The 22,014-nt window shown below is 73.3% G+C and carries 17 protein-coding genes; 15 read left to right on the top strand and 2 right to left on the bottom strand.

Features of this window, described 5'->3' with window-relative positions:
* The first annotated feature begins 51 nt into the window (after positions 1-51).
* From P3T34_RS15860 to P3T34_RS15800, 13 genes are all read left to right on the top strand, one after another.
* Complete coding sequence (locus tag P3T34_RS15860) at positions 52-1,167, top strand: GuaB3 family IMP dehydrogenase-related protein (protein ID WP_280666687.1); 1,116 nt, start codon at positions 52-54, stop codon at positions 1,165-1,167.
* Between the two features lie 239 nt (positions 1,168-1,406).
* Positions 1,407-3,341: a serine/threonine-protein kinase gene (locus P3T34_RS15855; RefSeq protein WP_280666686.1), complete on the top strand. Its 1,935-nt coding sequence runs from the start codon at positions 1,407-1,409 to the stop codon at positions 3,339-3,341.
* A gap of 15 nt (positions 3,342-3,356) precedes the next feature.
* Positions 3,357-4,490: a protein kinase gene (locus tag P3T34_RS15850; protein ID WP_280666685.1), complete on the top strand. Its 1,134-nt coding sequence runs from the start codon at positions 3,357-3,359 to the stop codon at positions 4,488-4,490.
* A gap of 163 nt (positions 4,491-4,653) precedes the next feature.
* Positions 4,654-6,462, top strand: coding sequence for a serine/threonine-protein kinase (locus P3T34_RS15845; protein ID WP_280666684.1), 1,809 nt, complete (start codon positions 4,654-4,656; stop codon positions 6,460-6,462).
* Between the two features lie 54 nt (positions 6,463-6,516).
* Positions 6,517-8,136, top strand: coding sequence for a succinic semialdehyde dehydrogenase (locus tag P3T34_RS15840; RefSeq protein ID WP_280666683.1), 1,620 nt, complete (start codon positions 6,517-6,519; stop codon positions 8,134-8,136).
* The gene (locus P3T34_RS15835) at positions 8,133-9,968 is read left to right on the top strand and encodes a GMC family oxidoreductase (protein ID WP_280666682.1); all 1,836 of its coding nucleotides are present in this window, start codon (positions 8,133-8,135) and stop codon (positions 9,966-9,968) included. The genes P3T34_RS15840 and P3T34_RS15835 overlap by 4 nt, the downstream gene beginning before the upstream one ends.
* A 144-nt stretch (positions 9,969-10,112) precedes the next feature.
* The gene (locus P3T34_RS15830; protein ID WP_280666681.1) at positions 10,113-10,550 is read left to right on the top strand and encodes a sortase-dependent protein; all 438 of its coding nucleotides are present in this window, start codon (positions 10,113-10,115) and stop codon (positions 10,548-10,550) included.
* 52 nt (positions 10,551-10,602) lie between these two features.
* A complete protein-coding gene (locus P3T34_RS15825) occupies positions 10,603-11,208 on the top strand; it encodes a class F sortase (RefSeq protein ID WP_280666680.1) in 606 nt (201 codons plus the stop codon).
* 64 nt (positions 11,209-11,272) lie between these two features.
* Positions 11,273-12,100, top strand: a complete 828-nt coding sequence (locus tag P3T34_RS15820; protein WP_280666679.1) for a hypothetical protein — start codon at positions 11,273-11,275, stop codon at positions 12,098-12,100.
* Positions 12,100-12,861, top strand: a complete 762-nt coding sequence (gene cseB, locus P3T34_RS15815) for a two-component system response regulator CseB (RefSeq protein ID WP_280666678.1) — start codon at positions 12,100-12,102, stop codon at positions 12,859-12,861. The genes P3T34_RS15820 and cseB overlap by 1 nt, the downstream gene beginning before the upstream one ends.
* Entirely contained in the window at positions 12,858-14,180 is a 1,323-nt protein-coding gene (locus P3T34_RS15810) for a HAMP domain-containing sensor histidine kinase (RefSeq protein ID WP_280666677.1), read from the top strand. Before cseB ends, P3T34_RS15810 begins: the two co-directional genes overlap by 4 nt.
* Before the next feature lie 841 nt (positions 14,181-15,021).
* Entirely contained in the window at positions 15,022-16,617 is a 1,596-nt protein-coding gene (gene guaA, locus P3T34_RS15805) for a glutamine-hydrolyzing GMP synthase (RefSeq protein WP_280666676.1), read from the top strand.
* 207 nt (positions 16,618-16,824) lie between these two features.
* On the top strand, positions 16,825-17,874 hold the full coding sequence (locus tag P3T34_RS15800; protein ID WP_280666675.1) for a Rieske (2Fe-2S) protein: 1,050 nt from the start codon (positions 16,825-16,827) through the stop codon (positions 17,872-17,874).
* Positions 17,875-17,919: 45 nt separating this feature from the next.
* Here P3T34_RS15800 and P3T34_RS15795 read toward each other — a convergent pair whose 3' ends face one another.
* Both P3T34_RS15795 and P3T34_RS15790 read right to left on the bottom strand, forming a co-directional pair.
* Positions 17,920-18,120 (bottom strand): hypothetical protein, encoded by a 201-nt coding sequence (locus tag P3T34_RS15795; protein ID WP_280666674.1) that lies wholly within the window; start codon positions 18,118-18,120, stop codon positions 17,920-17,922.
* Positions 18,117-19,655, bottom strand: a complete 1,539-nt coding sequence (locus P3T34_RS15790) for a PspC domain-containing protein (protein WP_280666673.1) — start codon at positions 19,653-19,655, stop codon at positions 18,117-18,119. Before P3T34_RS15790 ends, P3T34_RS15795 begins: the two co-directional genes overlap by 4 nt.
* Positions 19,656-19,839: 184 nt before the next feature.
* Between P3T34_RS15790 and P3T34_RS15785 the strand changes: the two genes are divergently transcribed.
* Positions 19,840-21,258 carry an ATP-binding protein gene (locus P3T34_RS15785; RefSeq protein WP_280672135.1) on the top strand — a complete coding sequence of 473 codons (1,419 nt, stop codon included), beginning with the start codon at positions 19,840-19,842 and terminating at the stop codon, positions 21,256-21,258.
* A complete protein-coding gene (locus P3T34_RS15780) occupies positions 21,251-21,946 on the top strand; it encodes a response regulator transcription factor (RefSeq protein ID WP_280666672.1) in 696 nt (231 codons plus the stop codon). Before P3T34_RS15785 ends, P3T34_RS15780 begins: the two co-directional genes overlap by 8 nt.
* The last annotated feature ends 68 nt before the right edge of the window (positions 21,947-22,014 follow it).

Raw genomic sequence — 22,014 nt, 5'->3', positions numbered from 1 at the left:
GTCCGGGATACTGGGGGCGATCGTGAGCAGCAAGCAGCAGAGAGGCTCGAAGTGACTGAGATCGAGATCGGGCGAGGTAAGCGCGGCCGCCGGGCGTACTCCTTCGACGACATTGCCGTCGTCCCCAGCCGCCGGACCCGGGACCCGAAGGAGGTCTCGATCGCCTGGCAGATCGACGCCTACCGGTTCGAGCTGCCGTTCCTGGCAGCCCCGATGGACAGCGTGGTCTCGCCCGCGCAGGCCATCGCCATCGGCCAGCTGGGCGGCCTCGGGGTGCTCAACCTCGAAGGGCTGTGGACCCGCTACGAGGACCCGCAGCCGCTGCTCGACGAGATCGCCGAGATCCCCGACCAGGCCGTGGCCACCCGCCGGCTGCAGGAGATCTACTCCGCGCCGATCCAGGCCGACCTGATCAAGCAGCGGATCAAGGAGGTGCGCGACTCCGGTGTCGTCACCGCCGCCGCGCTCTCCCCGCAGCGCACCGCCGAGTTCTCCAAGGCCGTCGTGGACGCGGGCGTGGACGTCTTCGTGATCCGCGGCACCACGGTCTCCGCCGAGCACGTCTCGGGCGCGGCCGAGCCGCTCAACCTGAAGCAGTTCATCTACGAGCTGGACGTCCCGGTGATCGTCGGCGGCTGCGCCACCTACACCGCGGCGCTGCACCTGATGCGCACCGGCGCGGCCGGTGTGCTGGTCGGCTTCGGCGGCGGCGCGGCGCACACCACCCGCAACGTGCTGGGCATCCAGGTCCCGATGGCGACCGCGGTGGCCGATGTGGCCGCCGCCCGCCGCGACTACATGGACGAGTCCGGCGGCCGCTATGTGCACGTGATCGCGGACGGCGGCGTCGGCTACAGCGGCGACATCGCCAAGGCGGTGGCCTGCGGCGCGGACGCGGTGATGATCGGTGCCGCGCTGGCCCGCGCCACCGACGCCCCCGGCAAGGGCTTCCACTGGGGCATGGAGGCCGTGCACGAGGAGCTGCCGCGCGGCAAGCGGGTCAACCTCGGTACGGTCGGCAGCACCGCGGAGATCCTGGCCGGCCCGTCGCACACCCCCGACGGCACGATGAACCTGTTCGGCGCGCTGCGTCGGGCGATGGCCACCACCGGTTACTCCGAGCTGAAGGAGTTTCAGCGCGTCGAGGTGACGGTCAGCCACCGCTGATGAGACTCTCCGGGTGGTGGGTCATCACTCGGGCGAACGGGTGCGAGGCCGGTGCGGTCGTCCTTCGGGCGGCCGCACCGGCGTGTTTGAGGGTCGAATCCGGCCAGAGCTGACAAACCGAGGGGCCGCGTGAACAATCGCCGCGGGTACAGGGGATGATGGAGGCTTGGCCGTCCCGGTGTCCGTGCGAACCGACGGCCCGTCACCCGACCGGCAGCAGCACATGGGGGAACGCCCGAATGACCCAGCCGCAGGGCACTTCAGGACGCGTCCTGGCCGGCCGCTACCGGCTCGACTCGATCCTCGGCAGCGGAGGGATGGGGACCGTCTGGCGGGCCGAGGACGAAATGCTGGGCCGGATCGTGGCGGTGAAGGAACTGCGCATGCACGGCGGCGTGGACGATGACGAGAAGCACCGTCTGATCGTCCGTACGCTGCGCGAGGCCAAGGCCACCGCCCGGATCCGGCACGCCGCCGCCGTCACCGTCTACGACGTGGTCGAGGAGGACGACCGGCCGTGGATCGTGATGGAGCTCGTCGACGGCCGCTCGCTGGCCGAGGTCATCAAGGAGGACGGGCCGGTCGCGCCGATCCGGGCCGCCGAGATCGCGCTCGAACTGCTCGGCGTGCTCGGCGCCGCGCACAGCCACGGGATCCTGCACCGCGATGTGAAGCCGTCCAATGTGCTGATCGGCGAGGACGGCCGGGTGGTGCTCACCGACTTCGGCATCGCCAGCGTGGAGGGCGACACCTCGGTGACCTCCACCGGGATGCTGGTCGGCGCGCCGTCGTACATCTCGCCGGAGCGCGCCCGCGGGCAGAAGCCCGGGCCGCCGGCCGACCTGTGGTCGCTGGGCGGGACGCTCTACGCGATGGTCGAGGGCACGCCGCCGTACGACCGGGGCTCCGCACTGGCCACGCTCACCGCGGTGATGACGGAGGATCTGCCCGCGCCGGCCAACGCCGGTCCGCTGCGGCCGGTCATCGAGGGGCTGCTGGACAAGGATCCGGTGCTGCGGCTGGACGCCTCGGCGACCCGGTCGATGCTCAAGCGGATCGTCGCCGAGTCGACGACCAAGACGGAGTCGACGACGGTGGTGGTGGCGCCGGTGGTTGAGGCGGCGTCAGCCAAGACCGACGCCGTCGCCAAGGCGGGCCAGGGCAAGGCAGGCCAGGGCAAGGCAGGCTCGGCCAAGGGTGGTTCGCCCAAGGACGAGCCGACCAGGGCCGGCCTCGGCAAGGAGAGCGCGGCCAAGCCGAAGAAGAAGGGTGTGCCGGGCCTCGGCACCGTCCGGGTGGGCAGCGCGCTGGCCGCCGCGGACGGTTCGCCGGCGGTGGTCCCGAGCGCCGCTCCGGCGGTCGCCGACCCCGCTGCCACCGGCACGTGGTCGCGCAGCGGGACGCTGGCGGCCGGCAGTCGGCTGCGGCGCTGGCAGCTGCTGGCGGCGGTGTTGGTCGTGCTGCTGCTGATAGCCGCCGGAGTCTGGCTCGCGAAGGGCTCGAACGGGGCCGCCGACAAGGCCGCCCCGCCCGTCGTCCCGGTCCGTTCGTCGACGGTGGGCAACGTCACCTCGGCCGGGCCGTCCCCGGCGTCGCCCGCCACCAAGCCGGCGGCGGCGCCGTCGGCCAGTGCGCCGGCCACGCCCGCGCCGCAGAGCGCGGCCCCGACGCCCCCCGCCACCCCGGCTGCCTCGGCGCCCGCCTCGCCCGCCTCGCCCGCCGCGCCCGCCGTCCCCCCGGGTTACGCGGCCTACCAGGACCCCTCGGGCTTCACCGTCGACCTGCCCACCTGGCTGGTCTTCGACCAGGCGGACTCCGGCGCCACCAGCCACGTCTTCCAGGGCAACGGCCTGCGGCTGCAGATCGACTGGACCACCACCCCCGGGCCCAGCGCGGTCGCCGCCTGGCAGGCGGAGGAGCCGTCGGTCCGCGACAAGGTCAGCAACTACCAGCAGCTCCAGCTCAAGGCGATCAGCTACCGGCAGTGGAGCAACGCCTCCGACTGGGAGTGGACCTTCGGCTCGGGCACCACCAAGCACTCGCTCAATCGCGGCTTCGTGACCGGCAAGTACGGTTATGCGCTCTACTGGACCTCGAACGACAGCGACTGGAACTCAAGCGCGAACAGCCTGGCCAGGCAGACCGCCTTCGACACCTTCCAGCCCGCTCCCTAGCGAGAGGCGACAGCCGTGAGAGCCGGCCCTGGACACACGGTGGCAGGCCGCTACCAGCTGACGGCCCGTCCGGAGCCATCAGTCGAGCACGGTGAGGCCGAGCACGGTGAGCAGTGGCACGCGGTGGACGACCGGACCGGCGTCCCGGTGCTGCTGGAGGCGCTGGAACTGCCGGAGGTGCTGGCCCCGGACCTCTACGACGCCGACAGCCCGGCCCCGAGCCGCTGGCTGGACCCGGCGGAGGTCGTCGCGCAGGCGCGGGCGGCGATCGCCGCCTGCCCGGAGCACCCGCGGCTGCGGCAGGCCTTCGACGTGGTCGCCGAGGACGGCGCGGTCTGGATCGTGGGGGAGCTGCCGCCCGCCGTCGAGCTGGCCGAGCTGCTGGTGGACGGCACCCTGGCGCCCTACCGGGTGGCCGAGCTGGCCTCGGACCTGGCGGGCGCGCTGCGCGCGGTGCACACCGCGGGCCTGGTGCACGGGAACATCGGGATCGAGCAGGTGCTGGTCTGCGAGGACGGCGCCGCGCTGCTCGGCGGTCGCGCGCTCGGTGTGGCACAGGAGGCGCTGGCCCGCGCGCTGGGCGGTCCGGACGGGCGGCGCCGGACGGAGGTCAGGGCCGGGCTGGTCGGCCTGGGAGCCGAGCGCTGGGCGCCGGAGCTGCTCACCCCCGCCGGGACGGCGGAGCAGGCCGCCGACTGCTGGGCGCTGGGCGTGCTGATCTACCGGCTGCTGCTGGGGCACGGCCCGTTCCCCGAGCAGAGCCCGACCTCGCTCTTCGCCGCGGTGCGGTCCGGCTGGCCGACGTCCACCGAGGGCTGCGGGCCGCTGCGCCCGCTGGTGGACCGGCTGCTGGCCGCCGACCCGTCGGCGCGTCCGGGCGCCGAGGAGATCCGGACCTGGCTCACTGGGCTGCTGGCGACCGCGCCCGAGCCGTACCAGCCGGCGCAGGAGCCGGCGCACCTGCCGGTGCTGCGCCCCGCCCGTCCGCTGGTGTTCCGTCGGCGTGCCGCGGCCCCGGCGGTGGCGCCCGAGCACGCCGCTCGGCACGCCAGGGCGGCTTCGTCCGCGCCCTCGCCGGTGCTGCTGGTCGGCGGGGTGCTGACCGCGATGCTGCTGGCGCTGGCGGCCGTGGTCCTGCTGGGCGGCTGAGACCGGCTGAGACCGACTGAGTGCCGGCTGTGGTAACGGTCACAGGGGGGTCACGTGACCGGGTCGCGATATCGATGGCCGAACAGGGCGCCTAATCTGTGGGGAAGACATTGTTCGAACGGTGATCAGTCGCGTGGTGCACCGAAGAGGGGGAGCGGTCGCCATGAGTGGACAGGACCAGATCGGGCCGGAGAACGTGTCCGAGGCGCAGAACGTGTCCGAGGCGCAGGGCCGGACCGCCGAGCAGGAGCAGGACCAGGATCAGGCCCCGGAGCCGGCCGCCGCGCCCGCGTCCGCGGACAGAGCCGCTGCTCAGTGGCCGCAGCCCCCGCAGGCCGCCGAGCGGTTGCTGGCCGGCCGCTACGAGCTGGGGGCGCGGCTCGGGCGCGGCGGCATGGGGACCGTCTGGCGGGCCAAGGACCGGATGCTGGACCGCGAGGTGGCGGTCAAGGAGCTCACGGTCAACCACCTCCCCGAGGAGGACCTGGCGATCCTGCAGTCCCGGATGAAGCAGGAGGCCCGGGCCGCGGCCCGGATCAAGCACCCGGGCGTGATCACCATCCACGACGTGCTGGAGCAGGACGGCCGCCCGTGGATCGTGATGGAGCTGATCGACGGCCGCTCGCTCGCCGATGTGATCACCCAGGACGGCACGCTCTCCCCGCGCGAGGCGGCCGAGGTGGGCGTCCAGGTGCTGGCGGCGCTGCACCGCGGCCACCAGCTCGGGGTGCTGCACCGGGACGTGAAGCCGGCCAACGTGCTGCTGGAGCACGGCACCGGGCGCGCCGTGCTGCTGGACTTCGGCATCGCCAAGTTCGAGGGCTCCGGTGAGCTGACCCGGCCCGGTGACCTGGTCGGTTCGCCCGACTACCTGGCGCCCGAGCGGGCCCAGGGCGAGCGTCCGGGGCCGAGCTCGGACCTGTGGGGCCTGGGCGCCACGCTGTACGCGGCGGTGGAGGGGCAGTCGCCGTTCCGCCGGGACTCGCCGCTGAGCACGCTGGCCGCGGTGGTCTCCGAGCCGCTGCCCGAGCCGCGCCGGGCCGGTGCGCTCGGGCCGGTGCTGGCGGCGCTGATGGCCCGCGAGGTGGCGGACCGGCCCAGCGCCGACGAGGCGCTGCGGATGCTGGCCGAGGTGACCGCCGGGCACACCGTCGGCATCAAGCTGGCCCCGCGCGGGACGCCCCATCGGACCCCGACCCAGTCGGTGCCGGTGGTGGATCGCAACCAGGTCGAGCCGGACGCGGCGCCGACCCCTGAGTCGGTGGCGACGGCGGTGCAGGCCGACGCCGGCTCGACGCTGCCCACCGAGGTCCGTCCCGCCGCGGCCCCCAGGCGCGGGCGTACCGTCCTCAAGGTGGCGCTGGCCGGCCTGGTCGCGGCGCTGCTGGCCGGGACGGCGGCGTATGTGGTCACCCACCAGCTGCACACCACCCCGGTCGCCATCGCCCCCGGCCCCTCGCCGTCCGTGACGCCCACCGAGGACGCCACCGGCTCGCCCGCGCCGCTGGATTCGCCGCCGGCCGGCTACACCTGGCAGCAGGACGATCAGGGCTTCCGCTTCCTGCTGCCGACGGACGGCGGCAGCTGGGTCCGGACGGCGAAGGACAACAACATCTTCTACACCCCGGACCTGCAGCGGCACCTGATCCAGTTCGCGGTGTCGGTCGGCCAGTTGGAGTCGCCGCTGGCCCACGTGCAGAGTCTGGCGGCGGTCGACAGCAAGCTGAAGGACTACCACCAGGAGAGCCTGGGGGCGACGCAGGTGCACGGCCACCAGGCGGCCCGGTGGGTGTGGACCTTCACCTGCACCTCGAGCTGCCCCAACCCCGGTCCGCGCAAGGTCTTCTGGGAGGAGTTCCAGGACTCCGACGGCACCGCGTACGCGATGCTGTCCTCCGGTCCGGCCTCGGACGCCACGCTGACCGAGGCACGCTTCATCGCCCTGCTTAACAACTTCACGGTCACCCACTAGGTTTCCTGTTACCGACGGGTATCTAACTGCCGCTCCAGGGCCTAGGCTGCGCCCATGACGGACATTTCGGCAGAGAGCCGCGGCACACGCCGCAACCCCGTGGCACCGGGCGCCGGCCGTACGGTCGCCTCGGCGGTCCCGCAGTCCCTGGTCGCCCGGCTGGCCCGCGGGGTCACCGCGGGCGGCGAGGGCGACCCGGTGGAGACCACCGCGCCGCTGACCGGTGAGCGGCTCGCCACCCTGCCGCAGTCGACGCCGGCGGACGTCCAGGCTGCCTACGGGCTGGCCCGGCGCGCGCAGCAGGCCTGGGCCGCGCCGCCGGTGCGCCGCCGGGCCGCCGTCCTGCTGCGCTTCCACGACCTGCTGCTCAGGCGGCAGGACGAGGGGCTCGACCTGATCCAGGCGGAGACCGGCAAGTCCCGACTGCACGCCTTCGACGAGATCATGTCCGTCGCCATGGCGGCCCGCTACTACGGGCGCCGGGCGCCGGGCTACCTGCGCGACCGCCGCCGCGGCGGGGCGATGCCGGTCCTGACGCACACCGTCGAGGCGCGTCGGCCCAAGGGCGTGGTCGGGCAGATCTCGCCCTGGAACTACCCGCTGGAGCTCTCGGTCGGCGACGCGCTGCCGGCCCTGGTCGCGGGCAACGGGCTGGTCACCAAGCCCGACACGCAGACCGCGCTGACCGCGCTCTGGGCCCGCGAGCTGCTGATCGAGGCCGGGCTGCCGGCCGAGCTGTGGCAGATCGTGATCGGCGACGGACCGGTGGTCGGCCCGGCCGTGGTCGAGCAGGCGGACTACGTCTCGTTCACCGGCTCCACCCGCACCGGTCGCGAGGTGGCCCAGCGGGCGGCCGCCCGACTGGTCGGCGCCTCGCTCGAACTGGGCGGCAAGAACCCGATGCTGGTGCTGGCCGACGCCGACCTGGACCGGGCCGCGGAGGGCGCGCTGCGGGCCTGCTTCTCCTCCGCCGGCCAGCTCTGCGTCTCGATCGAGCGGCTCTTCGTGCACCGCTCGGTGGCGGACCGGTTCCTGGCGGCGTTCGCCGAGCGGACCAGCGCGATGCGGCTCGGCGGCGGCCTCGCATACGGCGCCGACATGGGATCGCTGGTCTCCGAGCGGCAGTTGGAGGTGGTCAGCCGGCATGTCGAGGAGGCGGTCAAGGCCGGCGCCACGGTGCTGGCCGGCGGCCGGGCCCGGCCCGATCTCGGCCCGCTCTTCTATGAGCCCACCATCCTGGACGGGGTCACCGACCAGATGCCGGTCTGTGTCGAGGAGACCTTCGGTCCGGTCGTCTCGGTCTATCGCTTCGACACCGAGGAGGAGGCCGTCGCCCTCGCCAACTCCTCGTCGTACGGCCTGAATTCGAGCGTGTGGACGAAGGACGCGCGGCGCGGCCGGGCGATCGCGGCGAGGCTGCGCACCGGCACCGTCAACGTCAACGAGGGCTATGCGGCCGCCTACGGCTCGGTGGCCTCGCCGATGGGCGGCATGGGCGACTCCGGCCTCGGCCGGCGGCACGGATCCGACGGCATCCTGCGCTACACCGAGGCGCAGACCATCGCCACCCAGCGGCTGGCCCCGATCGCCCCCTCGCACGGCCTGAACGACGAGCGGTTTGCCGCGCTGCTCACCACAGGGCTCCGGATCATGAAGGCCATCGGCATCAAATGAGCTCCGACGAGAGGGAGTTGAAGACAGTGACGGACGACGGGAGGGTCGACCCCGACCTCGGCCTCGACTACGACTACGACTACGACGTGATCGTGATCGGCTCGGGCTTCGGCGGCTCGGTCGCGGCGCTGCGGCTGACCGAGAAGGGCTACAAGGTCGCCGTCCTGGAGGCCGGCCGCCGCTTCGCCCGGGACGAACTGCCCGCCAACTCCTGGGATGTGAAGAACTACCTGTGGGCACCGGCCCTCGGGCTCTACGGCATCCAGCGGATCCACCTGCTGGCCAATGTGCTGGTGCTCGGCGGGGCCGGCGTGGGCGGCGGCTCGCTCAACTACGCCAACACCCTGTATGTGCCGCCGAAGGCCTTCTTCGAGGACCGCCAGTGGCAGCACATCACCGACTGGCAGGAGGAGTTGGGCCCCTTCTACGACCAGGCGCAGCGGATGCTGGGGGTGCGCACCAACCCCACGACCACGCCCTCGGACGTCCACCTCAAGGCCGCCGCCGAGCGGATGGGCGTCGGCGACACCTTCCACCTCGCGCCGGTCGGCGTCTTCTTCGGCGACGGCAAGGACGCCGACGGCACGGCGAAGGCCGCGCCGGGGGCGGAGGTCGAGGACCCGTACTTCGGCGGCGCCGGACCCAGCCGCAAGGCCTGCGTGGAGTGCGGCGAGTGCATGACGGGCTGCCGTCGCGGCGCGAAGAACATGCTCACCGAGAACTACCTCTACCTGGCGGAGGCCAACGGCGCCGAGATCCACCCGCTCACCACGGTGGCCCGGCTGCGCGAACACGGTGAAGGATTCGCCGTCGACGTGCGGCGCACCAACGCCCGCTCGCGCGACGCCGAGCGGGCCGGCGCGCGGACCCTGACCGCCGCCAGGGTGGTGGTCGCGGCCGGGACGTACGGCACCCAGACGCTGCTGCACCGGATGCGCGCGCAGGGCCGGCTGCCCCGGATCTCGGCCCGGCTCGGCGAGCTGACCCGGACCAACTCCGAGGCCCTGGTGGGCGCGCAGACCACCGACCGGCGCTACGGGCGTCCGGTGGACTTCACCAAGGGGGTGGCGATCACCTCGTCCATCCACCCGGACGAGAACACCCACATCGAGCCGGTGCGCTACGGCAAGGGCTCCAACGCGATGGGGTTCCTCTCGATCATCCAGGTGCCCGGCGCCGGGCGCGGACCGCGCTGGCTGCGGGCCGGGAGCACCGCCGTCAAGCACCCCGTGGTGTTCGCCCGGTCGTTGAGCAACCGCAAGTGGTCGGAGCGGACCATCATCGGCCTGGTGATGCAGTCGGTGGACAACTCCATCACCGTCTCGTTGAAGCAGAAGGGGCTCGGCAAGGGCAAGTTGACGTCCGGCCAGGGGCATGGCGCGCCCAACCCGACCTGGATCCCGGCCGCCGAGGAGGGCGCCAAGGCGCTGGCGGCGGAGATCAACGGCTTCGCCGGCGGCACCGTCGGGGACCTCTTCGACATCCCGATGACCGCGCACTTCATCGGCGGCTGCCCGATCGCGGACAGCCCGCAGGACGGCGTCGTCGACCCGTACCACCGGCTCTACGGCCACCCGGGGATCAGCGTGGTGGACGGCTCGGCGATCTCGGCCAACCTGGGCGTCAACCCCTCGCTGACGATCACCGCGCAGGCCGAGCGGGCGATGTCGATGTGGCCCAACAAGGGCGGGGCGGACCAGCGTCCGGCGCAGGGCGAGCCGTACCGCCGGGTGGCGCCGGTCGAGCCGGTGCGGGCCGCTGTGCCGGCCGGGGCGTTCGGGGCGCTGCGGCTGCCGCTGCTGGCGGTGCCCGAGGTGCCGAAGCGTCCGTAACAGCGGGCGCCGTCACGGTTGTTACAGAGTCGGCCGCCGGGTGTTACACGCCCGGCGGTCGACCGTGAGGAGCGATTCCTAGCGTAGCCAGCGTCAACCCCCGGCCAGTCCGGCCGGGGGAGACGAGCTCTCGGAGGACTCCTCATGTCAGGTGCTTTGAACGTCCGGCGTTCCGTGCGTCTCGCGCTGGTCTCCTGCGGTGTCGCGACCGTGCTGTTCGGGTCCGGCGCCGCGGCCTTCGCGGACGGCCCGAGCCCGACGCCCGCCGCCTCCGCGCCCAGTGCCGTCGCGCCCGCCGCCACGCCCACCGCCGCGCCGGGTGGCGTGATGTCGACCCCCACGCCGAGCGTGGGCGGCTCGAACGTCCCGGCCGTCAAGAACACCGCCGGCCCCGCTCCCACGCCCTCGGCCGCGTCGGGCACCCAGCAGGTGACGACCGTCCCCAAGGGCGGCGCGCAGACCGGTGAGGCGGACAGCGGCCGCTCCACCGGCACCTGGGTGGCCGGCGGGACGCTGGGCGCCGTGGGCGTGGCGGCCATCGGCTTCGCCGTCGTGCGTCGCCGTGCCGGCGCACAGGCGTAGTCGGGCCGGTCGTGGCCGGCGTCCCCGGTGGGCGCCGGCCGCGACGGCCGGCTTGATCGCGCTGCTGCTCGGCGGGCTGGTGCTGGACCACGACCCCGCGCCGCCGCCGGTCCGGATCAGCTCGGCGGCCGCGGTGCCGTCCACCCAGTCGGTTCCCGACGCCGCCGCTGACGTACCGTCCACCGCCCCGGCGGCCGCCCCCGGCCCGCCCTCCCCACCGGTCCGGCTGACCATCGCCTCGATCGGGGTGGACGCACCGGTCGCCGCAGGCGGCCTCAACAGCGACGGGACCGTGCAGACCCCGCCGCTGGACCAACCCGCGCAGGTCGACTGGTACAGCGGCGGCCCGGCTCCGGGCCAGCTCGGCCCGGCCGTGCTGCTCGGCCACATCAACACCCGTAAGGGACCGGCCGTCTTCAGCCGCCTGGTCGACCTGCGGCCGGGCGACCGGATCGACATCCGCCGGCAGGACGGCAGCACCGTCTCCTACCGGGTGCGCGGACTCGACCAGAAGCCGAAGAACGAGTTCCCCACCCAGCTGGTGTACGGCAACACCACCAACGCCCAGCTGCGGCTGATCACTTGCGGCGGAACGCTGGAGAGCGACGGCCACTACAGCGACAACATCATCGTCCTGGCGGACCTGATCGGTTCGTAGTTCCGGGCGTATTGCAGACTGGGGTCCCGCACACCGCCCCCACCTCCGGAAAGGCGCCATTCGCGTGAGGAACCGGCTCAGCGGCGTGATGCTGCTGCTTCTGCTCGCCATAGCCGCGACGGGCTGCGCCGACGGCGGGCAGCTGCACGACGCCGGACTCACCCCCGCCGTCACCGAGCGGCCCACCCCGCAGCTGCTCTGGGCGGCCGACGCGACCTCCGCACCGCCCTCGCCGGCCGCGCCGAGCAGCCCGAGCGCGCCGGTGCCGCTCACCGGGATCACCGCGACCAGCGACCGGATCGAGGATCTGCCGCTCAGCACCGTCCTGCAGAAGGACCCCGGGCTGAGCGCGGACGAGCGGTCGGCGCTGGCCGGCTGCGACGGCTGCACGATCCGCCCCGCCCAGTACCGCGACCTCACCGGGGACGGGCGCTCCGAACTGCTCGCCGCGCTGGTCACCCCGAGCCGCGCGTACCTGCACGTCTACGCCCTGAACAACCGCCAGGTCCTGCCGGTCCTCGACCTCACCCTGCAGCTCGGTTTCACCGCGGACACCGTCGGCACGGACCTGGTCGTGCATGAGCCGACGCAGGCTACCGAGATCATCAGCACCTACCAGTGGGACGGGGCACGACTGCTGTTCAAGGACCAGCAGGTGCTGGGCGCGCCGCTCTGCACGCCGGCCAAGGCGCCGGTGCCCACCCCCACGTCGTCGTCGGGGGACCGTCCCACGCCTGCCGTGGTGCCGGAGAAGTCCGGGCCTTCCGGGGTGGCGCCCGCAACACGGTCCGCGGCGCCTGGGCCCGCACCCGCGACCCAGTCCACGCCGCCACCCGGATCGCAGATCGCGGTGCCGCTCGTGCCCCCCACCACTCCCACGGCGAAGCGCTGATGAGCACCCCCGCGCCCGGCGCGCCGCGGATCCTGCTGGTCGAGGACGACGAGGTGATCCGCGAGGCGACCCGGATGGCGCTGGAGCGCTACGGCTTCCCGGTCGACACCGCCGCCGACGGCCTGGAGGGGCTGGAGCGGTTCCGCGCGGAGCCGCCGGACCTGCTGCTGCTCGATGTGATGCTGCCGCTGCTCGACGGCGTCGGGCTTTGCCGGCGGATCCGCGAGGAGAGCCAGCTGCCGATCCTGATGATGTCCGCGCGCACCGAGCCGATCGACGTGATCTCCGGCCTGGAGGCGGGCGCGGACGACTACGTGGTCAAGCCCTTCGAGACGGCGGTGCTGGTGGCCCGGATCCGCACCGTGCTGCGCCGCACCGGTCCGGCTGTGACCGCGGCCGCGCAGCCGCCGCAGCCGCAGTCACAGCCGCCAGCGCAGTCGCAGCCGGCGAGCGCGCAGCCGGAGCAGCGCTCGGTCCGGGTGATCGACGGCCTGGCGGTGGACACCGACGCGCTGGAGGTCAGCGTCGACGGGCGCCGGATCCCGCTGACGCCGACCGAGCTGCGGCTGCTGCTGGAGTTCACCGCGGCCCCGGGCGTCCTGCTGGAGCGTCAGACCCTGCTGGAGCGGGTCTGGGACTACTCCTGGGGCGCCGACAGCCGGGTGGTGGACGTCCATGTGCAGCGGCTGCGCGCCAAGATCGGGGCGGACCGGATCGAGACAGTCCGCGGCTTCGGCTACAAACTCCGGCGGGCCCGATGAACCTGCGCCGCCAGATCGCCGCCACGGTCGCCGCGGTCTCCGTACTGCTGGCCCTCGCGGTCGGCCTGCTGGTCCATCAGGCCTCGGTCCGCCAGCACGTCGAGCAGGCCCGCAGGTCCGCGCTGGCCGCGCTCTCCCAGGTGCTGAACGGCTACAGCCAGACCGGCACGCTGATGGGGTGGGACTCGAAGATCGACGACCCGGACCTGCCCCCGGCGCTGCGCCGGCTCGCGAAACAGGGGCACCAGGCCTCGATGCTCGGCCCCAGCCCGGACGGCACCGCGATGTGGGCGGCGGCCGGCACCGGCACCCGGATCTTCTCGGTCCGGGTGGACTTCGCCGACGACGAGAAGGCCATCGCCGACCTGGACCAGTCGATCCTGCTCTCCGCCTCGCTCTCGGTCGCCGTCACGGTGCTCGCGGGCGTGCTGGCCGCCGACCGGATCAGCAAACGGCTGCGCACCGCGGCCCGCACCGCCCGGACCATCGCCCAGGGCGACCTGGACGCCCGGATCGGAGCGCTGGGCGGCGCCCGTGACGAGGTGGCGGAGCTCGCGGCGGCCGTCGACTCGATGTCGACCGTGCTGCGCAGCAAGCTGGCCAACGAGCAGCGCTTCACCGCCGACGTGGCGCACGAGCTGCGCACCCCGCTGACCGGGCTGCTGACGGCGGCCGAACTGCTGCCGCCGGGGCGGCCCACCGAACTGGTGCAGGGCCGGGTGCGGGTGCTCTGCAGCCTGACCGAGGACCTGCTGGAGGTCTCGCGGCTGGACGCCCGGGCCGAGTCCGCCGAGCTGTCCGCCGTCCCGCTCGCGGCGGTGGTCACCCGGAGCCTGGCCGGCTCGGCCACCTCGGCCGGTGCGCCGGTCGAGCTGCGGATCGAGGGGCAGGCGTTGGTCAGCACCGATGTGCGCCGTCTTGACCGGGTGCTCTCCAACCTCGTCACCAACGCGCTGCGGCACGGCGCCGCCCCGGTCGAGGTGGTGGTGGACGGGCGCGTGCTGACCATCCGCGACCACGGTCCCGGCTACCCCGAGGACGTCCTGCGGGACGGTCCGCAGCGCTTTCGCACCGGCGCGCGCGAACGCGGGCACGGTCACGGGCTCGGGCTGACCATCGCTCAGGGCCATGCCGAGGCGATCGGGATCGACCTGCGGTTGAGCAACCACCCCGACGGCGGCGCGCTGGCCGAACTCACGCTGCCCGGCGCCGACGCGGGCGACGAGCCGGGGGCGCCCGGCGGGCAGGACCGCCCCGCGAGCCGCCGCCGGCTGCCCCTGCTGCTACGACGAAGCGGCCGGCCGCCGGCCGCCGGGTAAGGCAAAGGGCCCCGCGGGGGAACGGGGCCCTTTGTCGCTCAGCACGCGGCGTCAGGGCTGCGCCGGTGCTGGGACGACGGCGCCGGGGGAAGAGCGCCGTCTATTCGGTTGGCTCTGCGGGACGCGATCGCGCGCGTCGGGCGGTACCCGAGCGTGCTCTGTCCACCGGCTGCTCACTAAGCGTGAGGTGATAATCGTTACCACTGTCGGTGGGCGACGGCATTGATTCGGACGGCCCGCCGGTCTGCCGAAGCCCCCCGGTGAACCCCCTGCACAGCATCGTGGTGGACAGAGGACGTGCTCTGCAACCGATTCGGCCGAGTTCGGCACAGTCCATTTCTCGCCGGGCCCGCTCCTGACAGCTTGTCAGCACTCGGTGGCGAGGACTCGCCCGGACTGACACGCAGTGTCACGCTGTGTAGCGCCCGGGAGGGATGCGCCGGGTGGTGCGACGGCGGCCCCGGGCGTCCCCGGAACCTGCCGCCGCACCTCCTGGTGCAGTCATGGGCCGGCCGCTGTCCCCTGCCGCCGGTCCACCTCACCCGCGCGCGGTCCCAAGGCGCGCCGAACACCCGGTCGGACCGGGGACGGAGCGCCACGCGCGCGAGTGGACTGGAAACTTCCACGCGTGGTCCTGCCGAGCCGTACGTGTCGACTGCCCAGGCGCCGGGCCGGTGCGTCGTACCTGGGTGGTGCGGCGCGGTCGTACGGTCGCTGGGTGCAACGAGTCCGCTCCGTCGCCGGACACGGGCGGGCCGCCCGGCAAGCGGGTGAAACCGGCAAGTACGTACCCCCGGTAGACTCGACGTGACACCCCCACACCGCTGCCGGAAGGCCGTCCGTGTCCTCTGCTACCCCCGACCAGTCCGTACCGTCGGTCGACACCGTCCTGGTGGTCGACTTCGGCGCCCAGTACGCCCAGCTCATCGCCCGCCGGGTGCGTGAGGCACGGGTCTACAGCGAGGTCGTCCCGCACACCATGCCGGTGGCGGAGATCCTCGCCAAGAACCCGAAGGCGATCATCCTCTCCGGAGGCCCGTCCTCCGTCTACGCCGAGGGCGCGCCCTCGATCGAGCGGGAGATCTTCGAGTCCGGCATCCCCGTCTTCGGCATGTGCTACGGCTTCCAGCTGATGGCGACGGCCCTCGGCGGCACCGTCGACAACAACGGCAGCCGTGAGTACGGCCGCACCCCGATGACCGTGACGCAGCCCGGCTCCTCGCTCTTCGAGGGCACCCCGGTCGAGCAGTCGGTGTGGATGTCGCACGGCGACGCCTGCTCCGCCGCTCCCGAGGGCTTCACCGTCACCGCGAGCACCGACGGCGTGCCCGTCGCCGCCTTCGAGGACGACGAGCGCAAGCTCTACGGCGTCCAGTACCACCCCGAGGTCATGCACAGCACGCACGGCCAGCAGGTGCTCGAGCACTTCCTGTACCGCGGCGCGGGCCTGGCCCCGTCCTGGACCGCCGCCAACGTGGCCGAGGAGTCGATCGAGGCCATCCGCGCCCAGGTCGGCACCAAGCGCGTGATCTGCGGGCTGTCCGGCGGTGTGGACTCCGCGGTGGCCGCCGCTCTCGTCCAGAAGGCCGTTGGCGACCAGCTGACCTGCGTCTTCGTCGACCACGGCCTGCTCCGCAAGGGCGAGGCCGAGCAGGTCGAGAAGGACTTCGTGGCCGCCACCGGCGTCAAGCTCAAGGTGGTCGACGCGCAGCAGCGCTTCCTGGACGCGCTGGCCGGGGTCAGCGACCCCGAGGAGAAGCGCAAGATCATCGGCCGGGAGTTCATCCGGGTCTTCGAGCACGCCGCCCGCGAGGTGGTCGAGGAGGCCGGCGCGACCGGCGAGCCGGTGGAGTTCCTGGTCCAGGGCACCCTCTACCCGGATGTGGTGGAGTCCGGCGGCGGCGCCGGCACCGCCAACATCAAGTCGCACCACAACGTCGGCGGGCTCCCCGACGACATGCAGTTCAAGCTCGTCGAGCCGCTGCGCCGGCTCTTCAAGGACGAGGTCCGGATGGTCGGCCTTGAGCTCGGCCTGCCCGGCGAGATCGTCTGGCGCCAGCCGTTCCCCGGCCCGGGCCTCGGCATCCGGATCGTCGGCGACGTCACCAAGGCGCGCCTGGACCTGCTCCGCGAGGCCGACGCGATCGCTCGCGCCGAGCTGACCGCGGCCGGCCTGGACCGCGACATCTGGCAGTGCCCGGTGGTGCTGCTCGCCGACGTCCGCTCGGTGGGCGTGCAGGGCGACGGCCGCACCTACGGCCACCCGATCGTGCTGCGCCCGGTCTCCTCCGAGGACGCCATGACCGCCGACTGGTCGCGGGTCCCCTACGAGGTGCTGGCGAAGATCTCGACCCGGATCACCAACGAGGTCCCCGATGTGAACCGGGTGGTGCTGGACGTCACCAGCAAGCCCCCGGGCACCATCGAGTGGGAGTAGCCCGCAGGCTGCACCCCCGCTGATTGAACGGCCGCACCGCCATCCGCGTATCCGCGGGTGGCGGTGCGGCCGTTCGCGGTCGATCTGCGGTCGATCTGCGGTCAGATCTGACGCGGAGTGATCGGATACCGCCGAAAGCACGTGAGAACGGGCAGAATGCGGACAGTCCCCGTCTGGAACTGGCGGGCCGTACGGGAAGGTGGCGACATGATGGAGGGGACCACGGACACGGTCGAGGCCGGGGGTGCCGCCTCCGCGCCGGGCGCCGACGGCTCGGGGAACGGCGGACGGGCGGCCCGATCGGCTGCTCTCCAGGCGTTCGGGCGGCGCTATGCGCTGCTGCCGCTGCGTCTCTTCCTGGGGGTCACCTTCGTCTACGCGGGCCTGGACAAGCTCGCCAACACCCACTACCTGGCCGGTTCGAGCGATCCGCAGTCGTTCTACGCGCAGACCCTGGCGGCCAAGGCGGCCAGCCCGATCGGCTGGGCGCTGGAGCCGGCGCTGCACGCGCCGACCTTCTTCGGGCTGCTGATCGCCTTCGGCGAGCTGGCGGTCGGACTCGGCACGCTCTTCGGGCTGCTGGGCCGGGTGGCCGCGGCCGGCGGGGCCGCGCTCAGCCTGACGCTCTTCCTCACCATCAGCTGGAACGTCTCGCCCTACTACCTCGGCAACGATCTGCCCTATCTGCTGGCCTGGACGGCGCTCCTGCTGGCCGGGACGCCGTATCTCTCGGTCGACGGCTACCTGGCCCGGCGGGCCGAACGGGACCGCCAGCGCGGGCTGACCGAGAAGGAGGTGCGCCGCCGCACGGTGCTGGACGGCGGCATCGCGGCGGTGGCGCTCGGTGGGGCGGGGTTGCTGGCCGGCTCGCTGACCGCCACCTACATCCGCAGGAAGCCGAAGGCCGCGGCGGCCGGCTCCGCCCCCACCGGGGCCGGCGGCAGCAAGGTCTCGGTGGCCGTCGCGGACGTACCGGTCGGCGGCTCGGCCACCGTGAAGGACCCGTCCAGCGGCGACGCCGTCTACATCGTGCAGCCGACCACCGGGCAGTACTGCGGCCTCTCCTCGGTCTGCACCCACGCCGGGTGCACGGTCGACCCGCCCAAGAACGGCCAGCTCTCCTGCCCGTGCCACGGCTCGCGCTTCGACGCCGCGACCGGCGCGGTGCTGAACGGACCGGCCGTCAAGCCGCTGCCGAAGTACACCGTCACCAAGGACGGCGACCGCCTCGACCTCGGCGCCGTGCAGCAGTCCTGAGGCTGTGACGCTCGAGATCTGCCGCCCGCGACCTGCTGCCGCCCGCTAGTCGCTGCGGCCGCGCCGGGCCATCGCGGCCACCGCGCCCGCGAGACCCGCGCCGCCCAGCACGATGAAGGTGACCGGCACGATGATCCGGCCGTCCACCGCGAAGTTGTTCAGCGAGGCCACCAGATAGAGCGTGCCGAGCACGGTGAAGAGCCCGCCCGCGAGGAACGAGAAGAGGTCGAGCCGATGCCGCTTCATCCCTGCACCACCTGTACGTCGCCGAGGCCGACCTCGATGTCGAGGTCGATGGTTCCCTTGGACTGCTGACCCTGCGCGGGAGCCAGCTGCACCGTCCGGTCGGTGCCGAGGCCGCCGCCCAGCGTGCGGTCCGGCAGCGTCACGTCACCGGCCGCACTGCGCACCGTGAGCATCACGTCGACGTCGGGCGGCAGCGTCACATGCACGTCGCCCGCGCCGAGCTTGGCCGAGGTGGTGACGGTGCCACCGGCCGGGTTGACCGCCGAGAGGTCGAGCGAGAGGTCTCCGAGCCCCAGCGAGTAGCTGGGCAGCACGGCGGACGCGCTCGCCGGGGCCCAGCTGCGATGGCCGGCCGCGGAGTTGATCGAGGCCCCGGCGGTGCCGAGGGCGCTCAGCAGCAGGGTGATCAGCAGCGCCGGGATCGCCAGCACCCGGGCCCGGCCGAACTTCGCGCCGAGCAGCAGGGTCAGGCCCAGGCCGAGCAGCGCGGTGGCCAGCGTGGTGGAGAGCAGCACCGAGGTGCTGTGCCGTGCGCTGCCGGACCAGACGGCCGCGGCGGCGCCCGCCGAGACCAGCAGACCCAGTGGTGCGAGGAAGGAGCGCGAGCGCCGGCGGCACACCTCGGCGGGGGGCGGCGGTGCGGCGGGTGTGGCCGACTTGCGCAGCGGGTCGCCCGTCGGCAGGTCGGGCCGCTGCCACCAGGGCTGCGAGGCGTACGGGCTCTCGTAGCGGCTTTCGGCCCTGGTCTCGGCCCTGCTCTCGTACGGGTTGCGCTCGGGGTGCCGCGGGTCCCACAGGTAGCCGCTCGGGCTGGGCGGCGGGGTGTCCTGCGGGGGGGTCTCTGTGGTCGAACGCCCGCCCGGCTGGCGTTCGCCCTGCCAGTGCGAGGCGGCCTGGGCGAGGTCCTCCTTGGCCAGGCTGACCCTCTCCTGGAACTCGCTTCTGCGGGCCGTCCACTCGGTGTGGAAGTCCGCCCGCCAGGTCTTCCAGTCCGCCAGGGCGGAGGGTGCCGGCTCGCCGTCCTGCCGGGTCGGGCGGTCGTACGGGCCGCCCGGGCGCGGCGGGGGCGGGACCTGCCCGGCCGCCCGGCGGCGGCGCTCGGGGTCGTAGCGCACCGCGAAGAAGATCATCGCGCCCAGCAGCAGCAGCGGGAACACCGAGTCGCCGCTGCCCATCCAGGAGAAGAACACCCCGGTGCCGATCACCGTGAGCAGCACCGCGCCGATCGACTGGCCGTCCACCCGCCCGGTCAGCACCCGCTGCAGCTCGGTCCGGCCGTGCTTGCCGTCCGGCTCCTCGGTCGGCACGATCAGCCAGGCCAGGCCGTAGAGGAAGAGCCCCAGCCCGCCGCTGAGGCAGAGCACCGCGACCACCACCCGGAAGATCACCGGGTCTATGTCCAGGTGGCGGCCGAGCCCACCGCAGACGCCGGCCAGCACGCGGCGGTCCTCGCTGCGGGTCAGCGGCGGGCGCCCGTCCTCCAGGCCCTGCTGGATGGGCTGCGGATCCTCCGCCTCGCTCTGGTCGTCCGTCATGCCTCCATCCTGCGGGGTGCCGGAGCCGGGCGGGAGCCGTCCTGCCCCTGTCCCTACCCTGATATGTCCCTGAGAGGGGATCAGGGCCCAACCCTGATGCGCCCGTGGGCGCACCCGTGTGACCATCGGTGGCGTGGCAGCCCCCGGTAGCGACCCGACCGCAGTGCCCCCGGCCTCCGACACCGTGTCGGCGTCGGGCACCGAGCCGAGCCCGGAGGCCGTCCGGCCGCCGATCCGCAAGCTCTACCGCACCCCGCAGGGGCGGATGCTCGGCGGTGTCGCGCACGGCCTCGCGGTCCACCTCGGGCTGCCGGTGGCCTGGGTGCGGGTGGCCTTCGTGCTGCTCTTCTTTGCCAACGGCATCGGCGGGCTGCTGTACGCGGCCTTCTGGTTCGTGGTGCCGATCGGCATCGGCGAGCCCGCGCGTGGCAGCGGACTGGGTGTCACCTATGTGTGGGTCAATGGCGCGTTCGTCCCGGCGGGCGCCTCCGGCGTGAGCCCCGAGCCGCTGCTCAAGGGCCGCCGCGGCCGGATCGGGCGGCTGCGCGACCTGCTGCAGCGCACCTTCCAGGGCGAGCCGGCGCCCGCGCCGGCCGGCGACGGCTCGGCGTCCTCGGCGGGCGCCGCCAGCCGGCAGAACCTCGGGCAGCTGGCCGCCCTGCTGATGCTGGTGATCGGCATCATGGCCCTGCTGAACGCGCTGCACATCCAGTCCTCGCAGCCGTTCGCCTGGCCGCTGCTGGCGATCGGCGTCGGCGTGGCCCTGGTCTGGCGGCAGGCCGACGACTCCCGCTGGCAGCGCTGGTTCGGCCTGGACCCGGGCAGCAAGCGCAGCAGCGCCTTCGTCCGGGTCGGCGCCGGCGTGCTGCTGGTCACCGTCGGCATCATCGGCTTCCTGGTGCTGCAGGGCTCCGACTCCACGCTCGCCTCGGTGCTGCAGGCTTCGCTCGCGGTGCTGGCCGGCGTGCTGGTGCTGACCGGTCCGTACGCGCTGCGGATGTGGCAGGACCTGGGCACCGAGCGGACGGCCCGGATCCGCGCGCAGGAGCGGGCCGAGATCGCCGCGCATGTGCACGACTCGGTGCTGCACACGCTGACCCTGATCCAGCGCAACGCCGAGGACTCCAAGGAGGTGCTGCGCCTCGCCCGGGCCCAGGAGCGCGAGCTGCGGCTCTGGCTCTACCGCCCGGAGGCCGCCGCCGAGGCCGCGCCCGACACCCTGGCCGAGCGGATCCGCGAGGTGGTGGCGGAGGTGGAGGACCGGCACGGGGTCCCGGTCGAGCTGGTCTGCGTCGGCGACTGCCCGATGGACGAGCGGATCTCCGCCCAGATCCAGGCCGCGAGGGAGGCGATGGTCAACGCGGCCAAGTACGGTGGCGGTGGACCGGTGCAGGTCTACGCCGAGGTGGAGGGGCGGACGGTGTCGGTGTTCGTACGCGATCACGGGCCCGGATTCGACCCGGACACCGTGCCGGAGGACCGGATGGGCGTACGGGAGTCGATCATCGGCCGGATGAAGCGCAACGGGGGCACCGCACGGGTGCGGCCGGCGCCCGACGGCGGCACCGAGGTCGAGCTGGAGATGGAGAGAGCGGATGACTGAGCCTGTGTCGACCGACGGGATCGCGGCCGGCCGCGTGGCGCGGGTCGTGCTGGTCGACGACCACCGGATGTTCCGCACCGGTGTGCGCGCGGAGATCGGCCGGACCGAGACGACCGGCATCGACGTGGTGGGCGAGGCCGACGACGTCGAGTCGGCGGTCCGGGTGGTCGCCGAGACCCGGCCGGACGTGGTGCTCCTCGACGTCCACCTGCCCGGCGGCGGCGGGGTGGAGGTGCTGCGCCGCTCGGCCGCCGTGATGGGTGAGCCGGGCGGGGTGAAGTTCCTGGCGCTCTCGGTCTCCGACGCGGCCGAGGACGTGATCGGGGTGATCCGCGGTGGTGCGCGCGGCTATGTCACCAAGACCATCACCGGCACCGACCTGGTCAACGCGATCTTCCGGATCGGCGACGGCGACGCGGTCTTCTCGCCCCGGCTGGCCGGCTTCGTGCTGGACGCGTTCGCCGCCACCGACACCCCGCCGGTCGACGAGGATCTCGACCGCCTCACCCAGCGCGAGCGCGAGGTGCTGCGGCTGATCGCCCGCGGCTACGCCTACAAGGAGATCGCCAAGCAGCTGTTCATCTCGGTCAAGACGGTGGAGAGCCACGTCTCGGCCGTGCTGCGCAAGCTCCAGCTGAGCAACCGTCATGAGCTCACCCGCTGGGCCACCGCCCGTCGCCTGGTCTGAGCCGCCTGGTCTGACACCCGTTCGGCTGACAGCGTTGACCTGATAGAACTCCTCTGCGCGTTTCGGCG

The sequence above is a fragment of the Kitasatospora sp. MAP12-44 genome (assembly GCF_029892095.1).
In the GTDB taxonomy this organism is placed as follows: domain Bacteria; phylum Actinomycetota; class Actinomycetes; order Streptomycetales; family Streptomycetaceae; genus Kitasatospora.
This window is presented reverse-complemented; position numbering and strand designations above follow the sequence as displayed.

Excerpts from the sequence above, each read along its gene's own strand:
- P3T34_RS15845 (WP_280666684.1), top strand. The coding sequence starts at position 4,654 with ATGAGTGGACAGGACCAGATCGGGCCGGAGAACGTGTCCGAGGCGCAG.
- P3T34_RS15840 (WP_280666683.1), top strand. The coding sequence starts at position 6,517 with ATGACGGACATTTCGGCAGAGAGCCGCGGCACACGCCGCAACCCCGTG.
- P3T34_RS15790 (WP_280666673.1), bottom strand. The coding sequence starts at position 19,655 with ATGACGGACGACCAGAGCGAGGCGGAGGATCCGCAGCCCATCCAGCAG.
- cseB (WP_280666678.1), top strand. The coding sequence starts at position 12,100 with ATGAGCACCCCCGCGCCCGGCGCGCCGCGGATCCTGCTGGTCGAGGAC.
- P3T34_RS15800 (WP_280666675.1), top strand. The coding sequence starts at position 16,825 with ATGATGGAGGGGACCACGGACACGGTCGAGGCCGGGGGTGCCGCCTCC.
- P3T34_RS15795 (WP_280666674.1), bottom strand. The coding sequence starts at position 18,120 with ATGAAGCGGCATCGGCTCGACCTCTTCTCGTTCCTCGCGGGCGGGCTC.
- P3T34_RS15810 (WP_280666677.1), top strand. The coding sequence starts at position 12,858 with ATGAACCTGCGCCGCCAGATCGCCGCCACGGTCGCCGCGGTCTCCGTA.
- P3T34_RS15855 (WP_280666686.1), top strand. The coding sequence starts at position 1,407 with ATGACCCAGCCGCAGGGCACTTCAGGACGCGTCCTGGCCGGCCGCTAC.
- P3T34_RS15835 (WP_280666682.1), top strand. The coding sequence starts at position 8,133 with ATGAGCTCCGACGAGAGGGAGTTGAAGACAGTGACGGACGACGGGAGG.
- P3T34_RS15780 (WP_280666672.1), top strand. The coding sequence starts at position 21,251 with ATGACTGAGCCTGTGTCGACCGACGGGATCGCGGCCGGCCGCGTGGCG.
- P3T34_RS15830 (WP_280666681.1), top strand. The coding sequence starts at position 10,113 with ATGTCAGGTGCTTTGAACGTCCGGCGTTCCGTGCGTCTCGCGCTGGTC.